The sequence below is a fragment of the Pseudomonas sp. RIT411 genome, assembly GCF_003057735.2.
Taxonomy (GTDB): domain Bacteria; phylum Pseudomonadota; class Gammaproteobacteria; order Pseudomonadales; family Pseudomonadaceae; genus Chryseomonas; species Chryseomonas oryzihabitans.
Genome location: NZ_QBIZ02000031.1, coordinates 12273 through 28297, shown reverse-complemented (window position 1 = coordinate 28297; position 16025 = coordinate 12273). Strand labels below are relative to the sequence as shown.

The following is a 16025-nucleotide window of genomic DNA, read 5'->3' as shown; positions in this document are numbered from 1 at the left end:
TAAAAACGCATCATGCCCGCTCCCCTCGATATCGATGTCCTGCGTACCTTCCACACCATCGTGCGGCTGGGACAGTTTCGCGCCGCCTCGCTGCAGCTCAATCGCAGCCCCTCGGCGGTGAGCAGCCAGATCCGCCGGCTGGAAGAGCAGACCGGCGGCCGGCTGTTCGAGCGCGACAACCAGGCCGTGACCCTGACCCCGCTCGGACGCCGCGTGCTGCTGGAGACCGCCGACCTGTTGCAGACCCATGACCGCATCCTCGCCGGTCTCACCGGCCAGCCGGTGGTGGGGGAGGTGCGCCTGGGCGTGGCCGAGGACTATGCCGCGCGCCTGCTCAAGGCCGTCTTGCCGCGCTTGCAGGGCGAGCATCCCGGAATCGTCCTGGAGGTGCTCACCGGCAACAGCAGCCAATTGCGGCGCTGGCTCGGCCAGGGCCTGCTGGACCTGGCGCTGCTGGTGGGACCGCCCCGCACCGACCGGGCGGACGGCCAGAGATTCGGCCATACCCAGCCGGTGTGGGTCGCCGGTCCCGGGCTGCAGCTGAGCGCGGACGCCAGCGTGCCCCTGGCGCTACACGGCGAGGGCTGCAGCTATCGCGAACTGGGCATCGACCTGCTGATCCGCCAGGGCCGGCGCTGGCATGCGGTGGTGACCAGCGCCGCCTCTTCGGCGCTGGAAGCGGCGGTCGAACTGGGGCAGGCGGTGGCCATCACCGACCGGGCACGCATGACCCCGCCGATGCGCGAACTGACGCCGGAAGAAGGCTTTCCCGCGTTGCCGGTGCACGAGTTGCGACTGGCCTCGCCACCGGGCGAGCGTAGCCCCGCCTGCGCCTCTCTGGCCGGGCTGATCGCCGAGGATTTCCGCATCTAGCCCGGCGGCGTGGCGTTTGACCGGGCCCTGGCCCAGCCACTAAGGTGGCCGCCTTGCCGCTCGACCCCTGGGCCTGCGCTCCCACCTCCGGCATGCGCGCCCCCTGTCCGCACGTCCGGTCCGCTACCGCCGCTCCTGTCCGCTGTTCTGGAATGTTTCGCCTGTCATGACTGCCTCACCCGCCATCCCCCGTCTCATCTATCTGCTGGCCCTGACCATCTTCGCGCTGACCACCGCCGAATTCATGGTGGCCGGCATGATGCCGGCGCTGGCCGCCGATCTCGGTGTCTCCCTCGGCCAGATCGGCTATCTGATCTCCTGGTATGCACTGGGCATGGCCCTGGGCGGCCCGCCGCTGACCCTGTTGCTGCTGGCCCTGCGCCTGGCGGAAAAGTCGGCGCTGCTGTGGCTGCTGGCGCTCTATCTGGTCGGCGCCGTGGTGGCCGCGCTGGCGGTCAGCTATCCGGTGATGGCGGCGGGGAGGGTGCTCATGGGCATCGCCAGCTCCGCCAGCATCGGCCTCTGTCTGACCCTGGGCGCCAACCTGGTTACGCCGGATCGCCGCGGCCGGGCGGCCTCGCTGATCCTGTCCGGACTCATGCTGGCGCCGGTGTTCGGGGTGCCGGGTACGGTACTGATCGAGCAACTGGCCGGCTGGCGCGCCAGCTTCTGGGCGGTCGCCCTGCTGGCGGCCTGCTGCACCCTGCTGGTCGGCCTCTGCGTGCCGCGGGCGCCGGCGCGCGCGGCCGGGCAGTTGGGCGGGGAGCTGCGGACCCTGGTCAGTGGCAGACTCTGGGCGGCCTACCTCACCAGCGGCCTGATCATCGGCGCGACCTTTGCCGGCTTCAGCTACTTCTCGCCCATCCTCATCCAGGTGACGGGTTTCGCGGCCACCACCATTCCCTGGTTGCTGATGGGATATGGCCTCGCCAACGTGCTGGGCAATCTGCTGGTGGGGCGCCTGGCCGATCGCTACACCCTCAAGGTGCAGGGCGTCGGTCTGGCGGTGCTGGCGCTGGGCTTCGCCCTCTTCGTCAGCTGCGCCGACAGCGCCGCCGCCAGCCTGCTGGCCCTGGCGCTGATCGGCCTGACCGGGGTGGCGCTCAACCCGGCCATGGTCGCCCGGGTCATGGCCGCGGCCACCCCGGGTCCGTTGGTCAACACCCTGCACACCTCGGTGATCACCGCGGGCCTGGCGGTGGGCGCCTGGGCCGGCGGCGCGGCCATCGATGCCGGTCAGGGCCTGCGTGCACCCCTGTGGGTCGGTCTGGGCATGGCGCTGCTGGGCGTGCTGAGCCTGGTGCCCAGCCTGGTGCAGCGACTGGCGCTGGCGTCATCGCCAGCGGGTCGTTGCTAGTACCTGGCAGTTGGGGCGACCTGGTCGCGTCGGGCTGCCACCGCGCGCGCCCGGGTTCCGTCGCTGAATGGCTCTACGGCGCACCTTTCGGCGGGATTGCGTGTACCGCCTTCACTGTAGCCTGACTGTCATCTTTCCCTGGCATGTTGCCTTCCGAACACGGGAGGCGCGTTTTCGCGCTTTCGATTCCTGGACATTCGACAAGGGCGGTACGGACATGCAGGCTTCGCTTCGTGGTATGACGTTGGGTGTGGTACTCGGGCTGCTGAGTGGTGGCCCGGTGTGGGCGGCGACGCCCATTCCCTTCTGGCATTCGATGGATGCGGAGCTTGGCAAGGAGGTCGACTCCCTGGCCCAGCGCTTCAACCAGGCGCACCCGGAATTCCAGGTGCAGCCGGTGTACAAGGGCAACTACGAGCAGAATCTGGCGGCCGGCATCGCCGCCTTCCGGACCGGCAAGCCGCCGGCCATCCTGCAGGTCTACGAAGTGGGCACCGCGACCATGATGGCGTCCAACGCCATCGAGCCGGTCTACCAGGTGTTCAAGGATGCGGGTGTGAAGCTGGATGAAGCGGGCTTCGTACCCACCGTCGCCAGCTACTACAGCGACGCCAAGACCGGTCAACTGCTGTCCATGCCGTTCAACAGCTCCACCCCGGTGCTCTACTACAACAAGGCGGCCTTCAAGCAGGCCGGCCTCGATCCGGAAGCGCCACCCAAGACTTGGAAGGAGCTCGCCGACGACAGCGCCAAGCTGCGCGCCGCTGGCCTGAAGTGCGGCTATACCAGCGGCTGGCAGAGCTGGGTCCAGCTGGAAAACTTCAGCGCCTGGAACGGCCTGCCCTTCGCCAGCCAGGACAACGGCTACCTGGGCAGCGATGCCGTGCTGGAGTTCAACCAGGCGCCGCAGGTCAGGCACATCGCCCTGTTGCAGGCGATGGGCAAGCGCGGCGACTTCACCTACGTCGGCCGCAAGGACGAACCCACGGAGAAGTTCTACAACGGCGACTGCGCCATGCTGACCACCTCGTCCGGCTCGCTGGCCAACATCCGCCACTACGCCAAATTCGACTTCGGTGTGGCCATGATGCCCTATGACGGCGACCTCAAGAGCGCTCCCCAGAACGCCATCATCGGCGGCGCCAGCCTCTGGGTGTTCAAGGGCCAGGATGCGGCGGTGAAGCGCGGCGTGGCCGAATTCCTCGCCTTCCTGGCGCAGCCGGCGATCGCCGCCGAATGGCATCAGCTGACCGGCTACCTGCCGATCACCAAGGCGGCCTACGACCTGACCCGCGAGCAGGGCTTCTATACCAAGAATCCGGGGGCCGACATCGCCACCCGGCAGATGCTGAACAAGCCGCCGCTGGCCTTCACCAAGGGCCTGCGCCTGGGCAACATGCCGCAGATCCGCGCGGTGATCGACGAAGAGCTGGAAAGCGTCTGGACCGGCAAGCAGGCCCCGCAGCAGGCGCTGGATGCCGCTGTGCAGCGCGGCAACGTGCTGTTGCGCCGCTTCGAGAAATCCACCCAGTAAGCCTGGGATCCGCCCTGGCGGCGCCGGCCGATGACTGCCGGCGCCGCTCCTCTTTTCGCGACGATGCGTGCGCCCATGTCCACATCCCGTCAGGTCTTTCCCACCGGCTGGCTGCCCTATGCGCTGCTGGCACCCCAGCTGGCGATCACCGCCGTGTTCTTTCTCTGGCCCGCCGGCAAGACGCTCTGGTGTTCGCTGCAGAGCGTCGATCCCTTCGGCCTGTCCAGCCAGTTCGTCGGCCTCGACAACTTCCGTCAGCTATTCCAGGACCCGCTGTATCTGGCCTCCTTCTGGACCACCCTGACCTTCAGCGCCCTGGTGACCGGCTGCGGCCTGCTGGTGTCCCTGGTGCTGGCGGCGCTGGTCGACCTGGTGGTGCGCGGCAGTCGGGTCTACCAGACCCTGCTGCTGCTGCCCTATGCGGTGGCGCCGGCCATCGCCGCGGTGCTGTGGATCTTTCTGTTCAACCCCGGTCTCGGTCTGCTCACCCTGCTGCTGGAGCGCTACGGCTATCACTGGAACCACGCCCAGAACGCCGGCCAGGCGATGTTCCTGGTGGTGCTCGCCTCGGTGTGGAAGCAGATCAGCTACAACTTCCTGTTCTTCTTCGCGGCGCTGCAAGCCATCCCGCGCTCGCTGCTGGAGGCAGCCGCCATCGACGGCGCCGGGCCGCTGCGCCGCTTCCTGCAGCTGTCGCTGCCGCTGATCGCGCCGGTCAGCTTCTTCCTGCTGGTGGTCAACCTGGTCTACGCCTTCTTCGACACCTTTCCGGTGATCGACGCCGCCACCGGCGGCGGTCCGGTGCAGGCCACCACCACGCTGATCTACAAGATCTACCGCGAGGGCTACACCGGGCTCGACCTCTCCGCCTCTGCTGCCCAGTCGGTGGTGCTGATGCTGCTGGTCATCGTGCTCACGGTGGTGCAGTTCCGCTATGTCGAACGCCGGGTACGCTATCAATGATCGAGAATCGCCGCGGACTGACGCTGCTGTGCCACCTGATGCTGGTGCTGGGCATCGGCGTCATCCTCTTTCCACTCTATGTGGCCTTCGTGGCCGCCACCCTCGATGACCGGGCGGTGTTCGCCACGCCCATGAGCCTGATCCCGGGGCGCCATCTCTGGGACAACCTCAGCCTGATCTGGACCCAGGGCGTGGGCAACAGCACCGCGCCCTTCTGGCGGCTGCTGCTCAACAGCTTCCTGATGGCGCTGGGCATCACCCTGGGCAAGCTGTCGGTGTCCATCCTCTCGGCCTTCGCCATCGTCTGGTTTCGCTTTCCACTGCGCACCCTGGCCTTCTGGCTGATCTTCATCACCCTGATGCTGCCGGTGGAGGTGCGCATCTTTCCCACCGTGGACACCATCGGCCATTTGGGAATGATGGACAGCTACGCCGGCCTGACCCTGCCGCTGATGGCCTCGGCGACCGCCACCTTCCTGTTCCGCCAGTTCTTCCTGACGCTGCCCGACGAGTTGCTGGAAGCGGCGCGCATCGATGGCGCCTCGCCGATGCGCTTCTTTCGCGACATCGTCCTGCCGCTGTCGCGGACCAACCTGGCGGCGCTGTTCGTCATCACCTTCATCTACGGCTGGAACCAGTACCTCTGGCCGCTGCTGATCGTCAGCAACCCCGATCTCGGCACCGCCGTGGCCGGCATTCGCGGCATGCTCTCGCTCGGCGAGCGGGCGCCGCAGTGGAACCAGGTGATGGCGGCCATGCTGCTCACCCTGATCCCACCGGTGGCGGTGGTGCTGGTCATGCAACGCGCCTTCGTGCGCGGTCTGGTGGATAGCGAAAAATAACCATGGCAAACCTCGAACTCAGAGCCGTCTCCAAGAGCTGGAACGGCAAGACCCAGGTCATCCAGCCGCTTGATCTTCAGGTGGCGGATGGCGAATTCATCGTGCTGGTGGGCCCTTCGGGCTGTGGCAAGTCCACCCTGCTGCGGCTGGTGGCCGGGCTGGAGCGGGTCAGCGCCGGTAGCATCCACATCGGCGGGCGGGACGTCACCGCGCTGGAACCCAAGGCGCGCGGCATCGCCATGGTGTTCCAGAACTATGCCCTCTATCCGCACATGAGCGTGGCCGAGAATCTGGCCTGGGGCCTCAAGATCGCCGGTCTCGGCCGCGCCGAGATCGCCACCCGGGTCAAGGAGGCGGCGCGCATCCTGGAAATGGACGGTCTGCTCGAACGGCGGCCGCGAGAGCTGTCTGGCGGCCAGCGCCAACGGGTGGCCATGGGCCGCGCCCTGGTGCGCGATCCGGCGGTGTTTTTGTTCGACGAGCCGCTCTCCAACCTGGACGCCAAGCTGCGGGTGCAGATGCGCCTGGAGTTGCAGCAGCTGCACCAGCGACTCGAGACCACCAGCCTCTATGTGACCCACGACCAGGTGGAGGCCATGACCCTGGCCCAGCGGGTGGTGGTGATGCAGGCAGGGGTGGTCGAACAGCTCGGCACCCCGGTGGAGGTCTACGAACGCCCGGCGACGCGCTTCGTCGCCAGCTTCATCGGCAGTCCGGCAATGAATCTGCTGGACGGCCAGGTCGACGCCGCGGGCAGTCACTGCGACGTGCCGGGCGGTCTGCGGCTGCCCCTCGGGCCGGGCTATCGCCACCTGGCCGGACGCCCGGTCTGCCTGGGCATCCGGCCCGAGCACCTGCAACCCTGCAGCGGCCCCGAGCAGGGGCTGCCGCTGGTGGTCCGCACCCTGGAGATCCTCGGTGCCGACAACCTGGCCCATGGGCGCTGGGGCGAGCAGGGGCTGGTGGTGCGCCTGCCGCATCAGCAGCGGCCGGCGCCGGGCCACGTCCTGCAGCTGCGCGCGCCGCAGGAGCACCTGCACCTGTTCGATGCCGCCTCCGGTCAGCGTCTAGAGCCGCGGTACTAGGCTTCAGGCACTGGGCACGCCGGTCCGGTCAGGGCGTGGGGCGGTTTCCCTCCGGCGCCCCGGAGAGGATACTGCGCTCTTTGCCGCGCTGACCGCCGATACCCATGGAAAACCTCCCGCTGTTCGATCTGCCCGCCGCCCCCGAGGAAAAACCCAAGCCCAGGCGCGCCCGCAAGGCTTCGCCCGCCAGCGGCCTGCGCCTGCTGCACACCTCCGACTGGCACCTGGGGCAGCATTTCCTCGGGCGCACCCGCGAGGCCGAGCATCGCGCCTTTCTCGCCTGGCTGGTCGACCAGGTGGCGGAGCAGGAGGTGGACGTGGTGCTGGTGGCGGGAGACATCTTCGACACCGCCACGCCGCCGAGCTACGCCCGCGAGCTGTACAACGGCTTCATCGTCGCCCTGCGCGCTACCGGCGCCAGCCTGGTGGTGCTCGGCGGCAACCATGATTCCGCCGCGGTGCTGGCCGAGTCCCGCGAATTGCTCGCCTGCCTGGACACCCGGGTGATCCCCTGCGTCAGCGCGACGCCGGCCGATCAGCTGCTGGAATTGCGTCGCCGCGACGGCGAGCTCGGCGCGCTGCTCTGCGGCATTCCCTTCGTGCGGCCGCGTGACGTGCTGCAGAGCCAGGCCGGGCAGAGCGCCGATGACAAGCGCCAGGCGCTGCAGCAGGCCATCCAGGGCCACTACGCCGAGCTCTACGCCCTGGCCGAGGCGCGCCGCGCGGAATTGGGCGCGACGCTGCCGATCATCGCCACCGGCCACCTGACCACTGTGGGCGCCAGCGCCAGCGAGTCGGTGCGGGAGATCTATGTCGGCAGTCTCGACGCCTTTCCCACCAGCGCCTTTCCGCCGGCGGACTACATCGCCCTCGGCCATATCCACCGACCCCAGCGGGTCGGTGGCCTGGAGCAGGTGCGCTACAGCGGCTCGCCGCTGTGCCTGAGTTTCGACGAGCAGCGGGACAAGGAAGTCCTGCTGGTGGAGTTCGGCAGTGCCCTGGAGCGGGTCACGCCCCTGGCGGTGCCCTGTTTCCAGCCCCTGGCCGTGGTGCAGGGCTGCCTCGACACCCTGGGCGCGGCTCTGATCGAGGCGGCCGCCGATGGCAGTCCCGCGTGCCCGGTGTGGGCCGAGGTGGTGGTGGCCGGAGACGACTACCTGGCCGATCTGCAGCCGCGCATCTCGGCACTGGTGGCCGACCTGCCCCTGGAAGTGTTGCGGGTAAGGCGTGCGCGCAGCCTGGTAGCGCCTACCCTGCAGGGCAATCCGCGCGAGACCCTGGAGGAGCTCAGTCCGCTGGACGTCTTCAGCCAGCGCCTGGCCGCCGAGACCCTGGATGACGAGCTGCGCAGTCGTCTGGAAGGCCTTTACCGCGAGGTTCTCGGCGAGTTGCCGGCCTGATCGCAGCGAAACGCTTCTATCGGACCAGCTTTTTCGTCCGGAACAAGGCCCGTTTGCCCGGGGTCACCCTCTCTATGTAGCCCATACCGGAGGAGACCCCATGCACGACCTATCGCAACCCCTCGCTGCCACGCGCCACGAGCGCTCCGACAACCAGGTGCCCAACGTCCAGGGCACCGAACGCCTGGTGTCCCTGCTGGGCGGCGGCCTGCTGATCCTTGGCGGTCTGCGCCGCGGTGGCCTGACCGGCTGCGTGAAGCTGGCTCTGGGGGCCATGGCGCTCAGCCGCGGGGTCCGGCAGCGGTGCGAACTCAAGGCCGCCTTGCAGCCTTCGCCCTTCGAGCAGGCCCTGGCCGAGCGCTGGGGCTGGCGCAATCCCACCGCCATCCAGCGCAGCGTCACCATCGCCAAGCCGCGTGAAGAGGTGTTCGCCTATTGCACCGACCTGCAGCACCTGCGCGAGCTGCTGCCCTTCGTCGACCGCATCGAACTGGGCGCCGATGGCGACAGCCACTGGCATGCCTCCGGCCCCCTGGGGCGCACCCTGAGCTGGACCCTGGAGCAGAGCGAGCGCCGCGAAAACGAATTCCTGCTGTGGAGCACCGTGCCCGGCACGGTCATGGCGCACAAGGCCAGTCTGACCTTCAGCGACGCGCCCCAGGGCCGCGGCACCCTGGTTCAGGCGGTACTGGCCTGCGAAGCCCCGGCCGGCCTGCTCGGCCATGCGGTCACCGAAGGCATCAGCCGCTTCACCGGCAAGGCGGTCAACCTGGGTCTGCGGCGCCTCAAGCAGCAACTGGAGACCGGCGAGATCGCCACCCCCGAGGTCACCCGCAGCGGTCGACCCTTGGCGCCCCCCCATCCGCCGGTGAGCCGTCCGGCCGACGAACCCCAGGCCGACCTCGACGCCGGCCTGGGCACCCAAGCGAGGACCGAATGATGCGCGCCCTGACCTGGCAAGCCCCCAACCGTCTGCAGGTGGAAACCGTCCCGGATCCGGAGATCCTCAACCCGCGTGACGCCATCGTGCGCGTCATCATGTCCTCGGTATGCGGCTCGGACCTGCATCTGCTGGGCGGCTACGTCCCGGCGATGAAGCCGGGCGACATCATCGGCCACGAATTCCTCGCCGAGATCGTCGAACTGGGCAGCGGCCTGCGCAATCAGGGCCTGGCCATCGGCGACCGGGTGGTGACGGTCTCCATCCTCGGCTGCGGTGACTGCGAGCACTGCCAGCGCGAAGACTACAACTGCTGCGACAACAGCAATCCCAAGCCCGAGCTGACCGAATTGGCCTATGGGCAGCCCTGCACCGGCATCTTCGGCTACAGCCACGCCTTCGGTGGCTATGCCGGCAGCCATGCCACCTATGTGCGGGTGCCCTATGCCGACGTCAATCTGTTCAAGGTGCCCGACGGGGTCAGCGACGCCCAGGCGGTGTTCGTTTCCGATGCCGTGCCCACCGGCTACTACGCCGCCGACATCGCCGACATCCAGCCCGGCGACACCGTGGCGGTCTGGGGCTGTGGCGGGGTCGGGCAGATGGCCATTCGCAGCGCCTACCTGCTGGGCGCCGAACGGGTCATCGCCATCGACCGCTTCAGCGATCGCCTGCAACTGGCGGCCGAGAAAGCCGGCGCCATCGTCCTCGACTACGAGACCACCAACATCCATGAGGCGCTGCTGGAGCTAACCGGTGGCCGAGGTCCGGATCGCTGCATCGACTGCGTCGGCATGGAGGCCCATGGCACCCAGGTCGACTACGCCTACGACAAGACCAAGCAGCTGCTGCGCCTGCACACCGAGCGCGGTTCGGCGCTGCGCCAGGCCATCCGCGCCTGTCGCAAGGGTGGCACGGTCTCGGTGATCGGGGTCTACGGCGGGGTGATCGACAAATTCCCCATGGGCGCCATCGTCAACAAGGCCCTGACCCTGAGATCGGGCCAGCAGCCGGGCCAGCGCTATGTGGAGCGGCTGTTCGAACACATCCAGAAGGGCGAACTGGATCCGTCCTATCTGCTCACCCATCCGATGAGCCTGGAAGAGTCGCCCTATGGCTACGAGCTGTTCAAGTCCAAGGACAAGAACTGCATGAGGGCGGTATTCATGCCGTGAGGGGTCGCCCGGTGATCTAAGGGCTCACCGGGCTTTCCAGCACCTAGACCAGCCAGGTCGCCAGCGGCTGCCACAGCGCGGCGACCTTGTGGCCGCCACTGCAGCTGACCAGCGCCAGGGTGCCCAGGCCGACCAGCAGGGGCATGCCGAGAAAATCTAAGGGAGACAGGGGCGAGCGCACGACGAATCCTCCCGGGATACGTGGTTGCAGAGCGATACCTTGCAGTTGAGAGCGGAGGCGGGGGCAAGTTCAGCGGTGGGCACGACCACAGGTCGAGTGGTCGGTTGGCATGGGCGAGCGCGCCCAACAATGCCAGAATCGGCGGTTCGCCGAGTCGTCCTGGAAAAGCCCGATGAAGATCCTCACCCTGCGCCTGAAGAACCTCAATTCCCTCAAGGGTGAGTGGAAGATCGACTTCACCGCCGAACCCTTCGCCAGTAGCGGCCTGTTCGCCATCACCGGGCCGACCGGGGCGGGCAAGACCACCTTGCTGGACGCCATCTGCCTGGCGCTCTATCACCGCACGCCGCGCATGAGCAAGGTGGGCGGAGAGAGCAACGAACTCATGACCCGTCACACCGGCGACTGCCTCGCCGAGGTGGAATTCGCCGTGCGTGGCGAGCGCTATCGAGCCTTCTGGAGCCAGAGACGCGCCCGCGACCGCGCCGATGGCGCCCTGCAGCCGCCCAAGGTGGAACTGGCCAGGCTCGACGGCAGCATCCTCGCCGAAAAGACCGGCGACAAGCTCAGACTCACCGAAGAACTCACCGGCCTCGACTTCGAGCGCTTCACCCGTTCCATGCTCTTGGCCCAGGGGGGCTTCGCCGCCTTCCTGGAAGCCAGCGCCAGCCAGCGCGCCGAATTGCTGGAAGAGCTGACCGGGACCGCGGTGTACGGGCAGATCTCCCAGCGGGTGTTCGAACGCGCGCGCGAGGCCAAGGGCGTGCTGGAGGGCCTGCGCCAACGCGTCGCCGGGGTCGAGGTGCTGGATGACGAAAGCCGCCAGGCACTGGCCGCCGAAGGCACCGGCCTGGCGCAGCGCGAAGAACGCCTGGGCGCGGACCTCAAGACCTTGCAGGTCCAGCGCCAGTGGCTGAGCGCCCTGGAGCAGGCGACGGCGGGCGAGCAGCAGGCCGCCACCCGGCTGGCTGCGGCGCAGCAGGCCTGGGACGCCGCCGAGCCGCAGCGCCAACGGCTGGCCGCGGCCGAGCCGGCGGCGCGGCTGCTGCCCATCGAACAGGCCTGGCGTGAGGCCGCGGCGCGTGAACAGCGCAGCCGGGACGAACTGGCCCAGCTCGACCAGCGGATCCAGACCCTGGCCAGCCGCCGCGACGCCGCCCTGGCCCAGGCCCTGGGCGCCAGTGGCGAACAGCTGCGCCAGGCCGAGGCGGAGCAGGCGCAGGCGCTGGATGAGCAACAGCGCCTGGAGCAGAGTCTGGCCGAGCGGACCCGCCATGCCGAACTCGGCGAGCGCCTGGGCGACTGGCGCAGCCAGCTGGCCCTGCGCGACGAAAGAGCCGAGGCCCTGGCGCGCCTGACGCGCCGCCAGGAGGAACAGACCCGTCAGCTGCAGCTGCTGGCCGAGGAACGCGAGGCCCAGCAGGGGGCGCTGACCCGTGCGCAGGCGCAGGCCGCCCAGGCCCAGTCGGCGGAGCAGGCCCAGAACGAACGCTGGCAGGCCGCACTGGACGGCCGCGACGAAAAGGCCTGGCGCGCCCTCTGGCAGGCGGCGCTGGGACGGGTCAACGAGGTGGACCAGCTGGACCAACTGGTCGAGCGTCGGCGTCAGCTGCAGGCCCAGCTGGAGCGCCTGGCGCGCAGCCAGGGTGAGCGCCAGCGCCAGCATGGCGAGCATCAGGTGCGCCTGGAGGCCCTGCGTGGACGCTATCGTGAAGTCGCCCAGCAGGTGCGCGAGCGCGAAAAGCTGCTCGAACAGGAAAGGGTCATCCGCAGCCTGGAAGCCCAGCGCGCCGAGTTGCAGCCCGACGAACCCTGTCCGCTGTGCGGCTCCCGCGAACACCCCGCGGTGGCCGACTATGCCGCCTTGGACGTCTCCGCCACCCAGACCGCCCTGCAGGACGCCAAGGCCGAGCTGGAGCGCCTGACCCAGGAAGGCAAGGACCTCAGCGAAGCCCTGGCGGCGCTCAAGGCGCAACTCGATCAGGCCAACGAGCAGCAGACCGAGGCCAGTCAGCAGCTGGACCAGTTGGGCGAGCTCTGGCGCCAGCGTTGCACGGCCCTGGGCGCCGATCCCGAGGCGCCCGGTGCCATCGCCGAATTGCGCCGCCGGCAGGATCAGGAACTGGCGCGCATCCAGCAGGTGCTCGCCACCCTCGATGGCCTGCGTCAGCAGGGCGAGGAGGGGCGCAACGAAGCCCAGCGCCTGGCGCGTCAGCAGGCCGATGCCGAACAGCGCCTGGCGCTGGCCGAGGCCGCCTGGGAGCGGGCGCGCCTGGCGCTGGCCGAAGGTGCCGAGGAGCTGCGTCAGGCCCAGGTACAACAGGCCAGGGCCGAGCTGCAGCTGGGCGAGGAACTGGCTGGCTGGGGCCATGAGGTCCCCGGTCGTGCCGGCGAATGGCTGGCCCAGCGCGACCAGGAGTGGCGGCTCTGGCAGGCCGACAGCCAGCGCGCTCAGGCCTTGCAGCAGCTGCACAAGGAGCTCGCCCAGCGCCTGGCCATCCTGGCCCCGCTGGTCGCGACCTGGCGCCAGCGCGCCGGCGAGGTCACCCCCGCCCCGGTAGCGCCGGAGGCCGCTACGGCCGTGCTCGCCGAGGCGACCGCGACCTGGGAAGACTGCCGCGAGCAGGGTGCGGCGCTGCAGGGCACGCACCAGGCGCTGCACGAGCGGCTGGCGGGTGAGGTGCAACTGGCCCGCGAAGCCGGCGAGCGCTGGCAGGCCGCCCTGGCCGCCAGTGCCTTCGCCGATGCCGCGGCCTGGCGCGCCGCGCAACTGGACGACGACGAGCACTCCGTCCTGACCGCGGAGCGCACCCGCCTCGAGACCGCCCTGACCGAAGCCCGCGCCCTGGCAGGGGCCGCGCGGGAGCGGTACGCCGCCCTGGCTGCAGAGCCGCTCACCGAGCGCAGCGCCGCCGAGCTGGATGCCGAACTGGCCGCCGCCGGCGCCGAATTGCGCGCCCTGGGTCAGCGCCAGGGCGAGGTCAATGCCGCCCTGCGCGAAGACGAACGGCGGCGGGACGGCCTGCAGGCGCTGCTCGGCGAGATCGCCGCCCAGGAGCGCGATCACGATCTCTGGCAGCATCTCAACGGCCTGATCGGCTCGGCGGATGGCGCCAAGTTCCGCAAGTTCGCCCAGGGCCTGACCCTGGATCACCTGGTGCACCTGGCCAATGGTCAGCTGATGCGCCTGCACGGTCGCTATCGACTCTTCCGGCGTCAGGCCGCCGAACTGGAGTTGCAGATCCTCGACACCTGGCAGGCCGATGCCCTGCGCGACATCCGCACCCTTTCCGGCGGCGAGAGCTTCCTGGTGAGCCTGGCCCTGGCGCTGGCCCTGTCGGATCTGGTCAGCCAGCGCACCGGCATCGATTCGCTGTTTCTCGACGAAGGCTTCGGCACCCTGGATGGCGAGACCCTGGAGGTCGCCCTGGATGCCCTCGACCAGCTCAATGCAAGTGGCAAGACCATCGGCATCATCAGCCACGTGGAGGCCCTCAAGGAGCGCATCCCGGTGCAGCTCAAGGTGCGCAAGGGCGTCGGCCTTGGCCATAGCGGCCTGGAGCGGCGCTATGCGGTGGAGAAAAACGCTACCGAGTGAGTAATTTTTCCGGTGCAGTGGTCGAAGCCCAGCGCGAAGCGAAACGTCGAAACTGTTAACGTAGACGGGTTCGCCTCGTCTGCTGGCGTTATGACATCTCCTTCTCCTACCGGCCACTAACCACCATGTCCCAGTTCCTTGCCGTCGGCCTGTTCGAATACGATCCCAGCCGCGCCAGATGGCGCGCGGATGCTGCCTGCGCGGCCATGCTGGAACGGGACGCCGAGGTACTGGCCCGGGGGCTCGCGCCCGCCGAGTTGCTGAGCGATCTGCAGAGCCGCAGCGCGCCACCCGAGGGCCTGCTGCCCGCCCCGGGGCAGGTCTGGGAGGCCTGGCGCCAGGGCGCCGATGGCCAGCTGCGCTGCCTGCAGTTCCAGCGGCGCGAGGCCGGCGGCGTACTGCTGGACGTCACCGCGCAGCGTCGCCATGAAGCCGAACTCTGGCAGGGCGAGGCCTTCAAGCGCAGCGTCATGGTCTGCAGCGTCGACTGCATCAAGCTGATCGATCTGGAAGGGCGCCTGGAGTACATGAATCCGGGCGGTCTCATGGTCATGGAGATCGACGACTTCATTCCCTTCCAGGGCCGCCTCTGGGCCGAACTCTGGCCCGAGGAGCAGCGCCATGAGGTGACCGCCGCCATCGAGGCGGCGCGGCAGGGTGGCATCGGCCGCTTCACCGGACTCGCGCCCACCGCCAAGGGCACCCGGCGCTGGTGGGACGTGGTGGTCACGCCGATCCTCGGCGATGACGGCAGCCCGCTGAAATTCCTCTCCATTTCCCGCGACGTCAGCGAAGCCGTCCATACCCGCGAGGCGCTGGACGAACTCAATCGCAACCTCGAAGAGCGCATCGAGGTGCGCAGCCAGGAACTGGTGGCCCTGGAAGAAGAGTTGCGCCAGGCGCAGAAGATGGAAGCCATCGGCCAACTCACCGGCGGCATCGCCCACGACTTCAACAACCTGCTGACCGGCATCGTCGGCTCCCTCGACCTGATGCGCCGCCGGGTGCAACAGGGCCGTATCCAGGAGCTGGAACGCTACCTGGACACCGCCACCCGCTCGGCGGAGAACGCCGCGGCCCTGACCCAGCGGCTGCTGGCCTTCGCCCGCCGCCAGGTGCTCGAACCCCGCCCGGTGGATGCCGGCCAGCTGGTGCAGGGCATGCACGAATTGCTGCGCCACAGCCTGGGCAAGAAGATCCGCAAGGACGTCCAGCTCGACACCGACCTCTGGCTGCTGCACTGCGATCCGCACCAGCTGGAAAACGCCATCCTCAACCTGGCCATCAACGCCCGCGACGCCATGCCCGAGGGCGGCAACCTGAGCATCCGGGTGGACAATGTCAGCGGACCCCTGAGCATCGGTCTGCCGATCGAGACGGTGGACGGCGATTTCGTCCGCATCCAGGTCTGCGATACCGGCACCGGCATGGACGCCGATACCCTCAAGCGCGCCTGCGAACCCTTCTTCACCACCAAACCCAGCGGGCGCGGCACCGGACTCGGGCTGTCGATGATCTACGGTTTCGTCCGCCAGTCCGGTGGCCAGGTGGAGATCCACTCGGTGGTGGGCGAGGGCACCTGCATCAGCCTCTATCTGCCGCGGCTGCTGGCCCGGCCGGCGCCGGAAAGCGCACCCAACGACGCCGAGGGCCCGGTGCTGCCGGAAGTCTCCGGCGACTGCGCGCTGATCGTCGAAGAAGAGCGCGAAGTCCGCGTCATCATCGGCGAGGTGTTGGCGGAACTGGGCTACACGCCGTTGGCGGTGGCCGACAGCGCCACCGCTGTCGCGCTCATCGCCTCCGGCACCCTGCGCATCGACCTGCTGGTGACCAGTCTCGGTCTCGCCGGGCTGGACGGCCGGCAACTGGCCGAGCAGGCGCGAGCCACCACGCCCGGACTGCCGGTGCTCTATCTGTCCGGCCAGGCGGATCCGGCGTCCCTGCCGGAGCTGGCGGAAGAGGGCGTCGAACTTATCGGCAAACCCTTCGGCCTGGAAGAGCTGGCGCGCTGCGTGAGGCGTCTGCGTCCGGGCGGCTGAGCCGGTCGCGGCGAACTGTCGCGGCGCGCCAGGGTCGA

12 protein-coding genes are annotated in these 16025 nt (G+C 68.8%); 11 read left to right on the top strand and 1 reads right to left on the bottom strand.

Features of this window, described 5'->3' with window-relative positions:
- Positions 1 to 12: 12 nt before the first annotated feature.
- The 9 genes from DBY63_RS24200 (at position 13) to DBY63_RS24160 (ending at position 10169) form a co-directional block, all read left to right on the top strand.
- The gene (locus tag DBY63_RS24200) at positions 13 to 873 is read left to right on the top strand and encodes a LysR family transcriptional regulator (protein WP_007162551.1); all 861 of its coding nucleotides are present in this window, start codon (positions 13 to 15) and stop codon (positions 871 to 873) included.
- Between the two features lie 166 nt (positions 874 to 1039).
- Positions 1040 to 2230, top strand: coding sequence for an MFS transporter (locus tag DBY63_RS24195; RefSeq protein WP_077171763.1), 1191 nt, complete (start codon positions 1040 to 1042; stop codon positions 2228 to 2230).
- Between the two features lie 217 nt (positions 2231 to 2447).
- The gene (ugpB, locus tag DBY63_RS24190) at positions 2448 to 3764 is read left to right on the top strand and encodes a sn-glycerol-3-phosphate ABC transporter substrate-binding protein UgpB (protein WP_108583012.1); all 1317 of its coding nucleotides are present in this window, start codon (positions 2448 to 2450) and stop codon (positions 3762 to 3764) included.
- Positions 3765 to 3839: 75 nt separating this feature from the next.
- Positions 3840 to 4727 carry a sn-glycerol-3-phosphate ABC transporter permease UgpA gene (gene ugpA / locus DBY63_RS24185; RefSeq protein WP_108583011.1) on the top strand — a complete coding sequence of 296 codons (888 nt, stop codon included), beginning with the start codon at positions 3840 to 3842 and terminating at the stop codon, positions 4725 to 4727.
- Complete coding sequence (gene ugpE / locus DBY63_RS24180; protein WP_007162547.1) at positions 4724 to 5569, top strand: sn-glycerol-3-phosphate ABC transporter permease UgpE; 846 nt, start codon at positions 4724 to 4726, stop codon at positions 5567 to 5569. The genes ugpA and ugpE overlap by 4 nt, the downstream gene beginning before the upstream one ends.
- A gap of 2 nt (positions 5570 to 5571) precedes the next feature.
- Positions 5572 to 6654, top strand: a complete 1083-nt coding sequence (locus DBY63_RS24175) for a sn-glycerol-3-phosphate import ATP-binding protein UgpC (RefSeq protein ID WP_108583010.1) — start codon at positions 5572 to 5574, stop codon at positions 6652 to 6654.
- 194 nt (positions 6655 to 6848) lie between these two features.
- A complete protein-coding gene (sbcD, locus tag DBY63_RS24170) occupies positions 6849 to 8054 on the top strand; it encodes an exonuclease subunit SbcD (RefSeq protein ID WP_108583018.1) in 1206 nt (401 codons plus the stop codon).
- 100 nt (positions 8055 to 8154) lie between these two features.
- Positions 8155 to 8994 carry an SRPBCC family protein gene (locus DBY63_RS24165; protein ID WP_108583009.1) on the top strand — a complete coding sequence of 280 codons (840 nt, stop codon included), beginning with the start codon at positions 8155 to 8157 and terminating at the stop codon, positions 8992 to 8994.
- On the top strand, positions 8994 to 10169 hold the full coding sequence (locus tag DBY63_RS24160) for a zinc-dependent alcohol dehydrogenase (protein WP_027599041.1): 1176 nt from the start codon (positions 8994 to 8996) through the stop codon (positions 10167 to 10169). The genes DBY63_RS24165 and DBY63_RS24160 overlap by 1 nt, the downstream gene beginning before the upstream one ends.
- A gap of 43 nt (positions 10170 to 10212) precedes the next feature.
- On the opposite strand, the gene DBY63_RS24935 is transcribed toward DBY63_RS24160, so the two are convergent.
- Positions 10213 to 10350, bottom strand: a complete 138-nt coding sequence (locus DBY63_RS24935) for a hypothetical protein (RefSeq protein ID WP_155951402.1) — start codon at positions 10348 to 10350, stop codon at positions 10213 to 10215.
- A gap of 172 nt (positions 10351 to 10522) precedes the next feature.
- On the opposite strand from DBY63_RS24935, the gene DBY63_RS24155 reads away from it, so the two are divergent.
- Entirely contained in the window at positions 10523 to 13948 is a 3426-nt protein-coding gene (locus DBY63_RS24155; protein ID WP_108583008.1) for an AAA family ATPase, read from the top strand.
- A 125-nt stretch (positions 13949 to 14073) separates the two neighbouring features.
- Positions 14074 to 15987, top strand: a complete 1914-nt coding sequence (locus DBY63_RS24150) for an ATP-binding protein (protein ID WP_027601314.1) — start codon at positions 14074 to 14076, stop codon at positions 15985 to 15987.
- Positions 15988 to 16025: the final 38 nt, after the last annotated feature.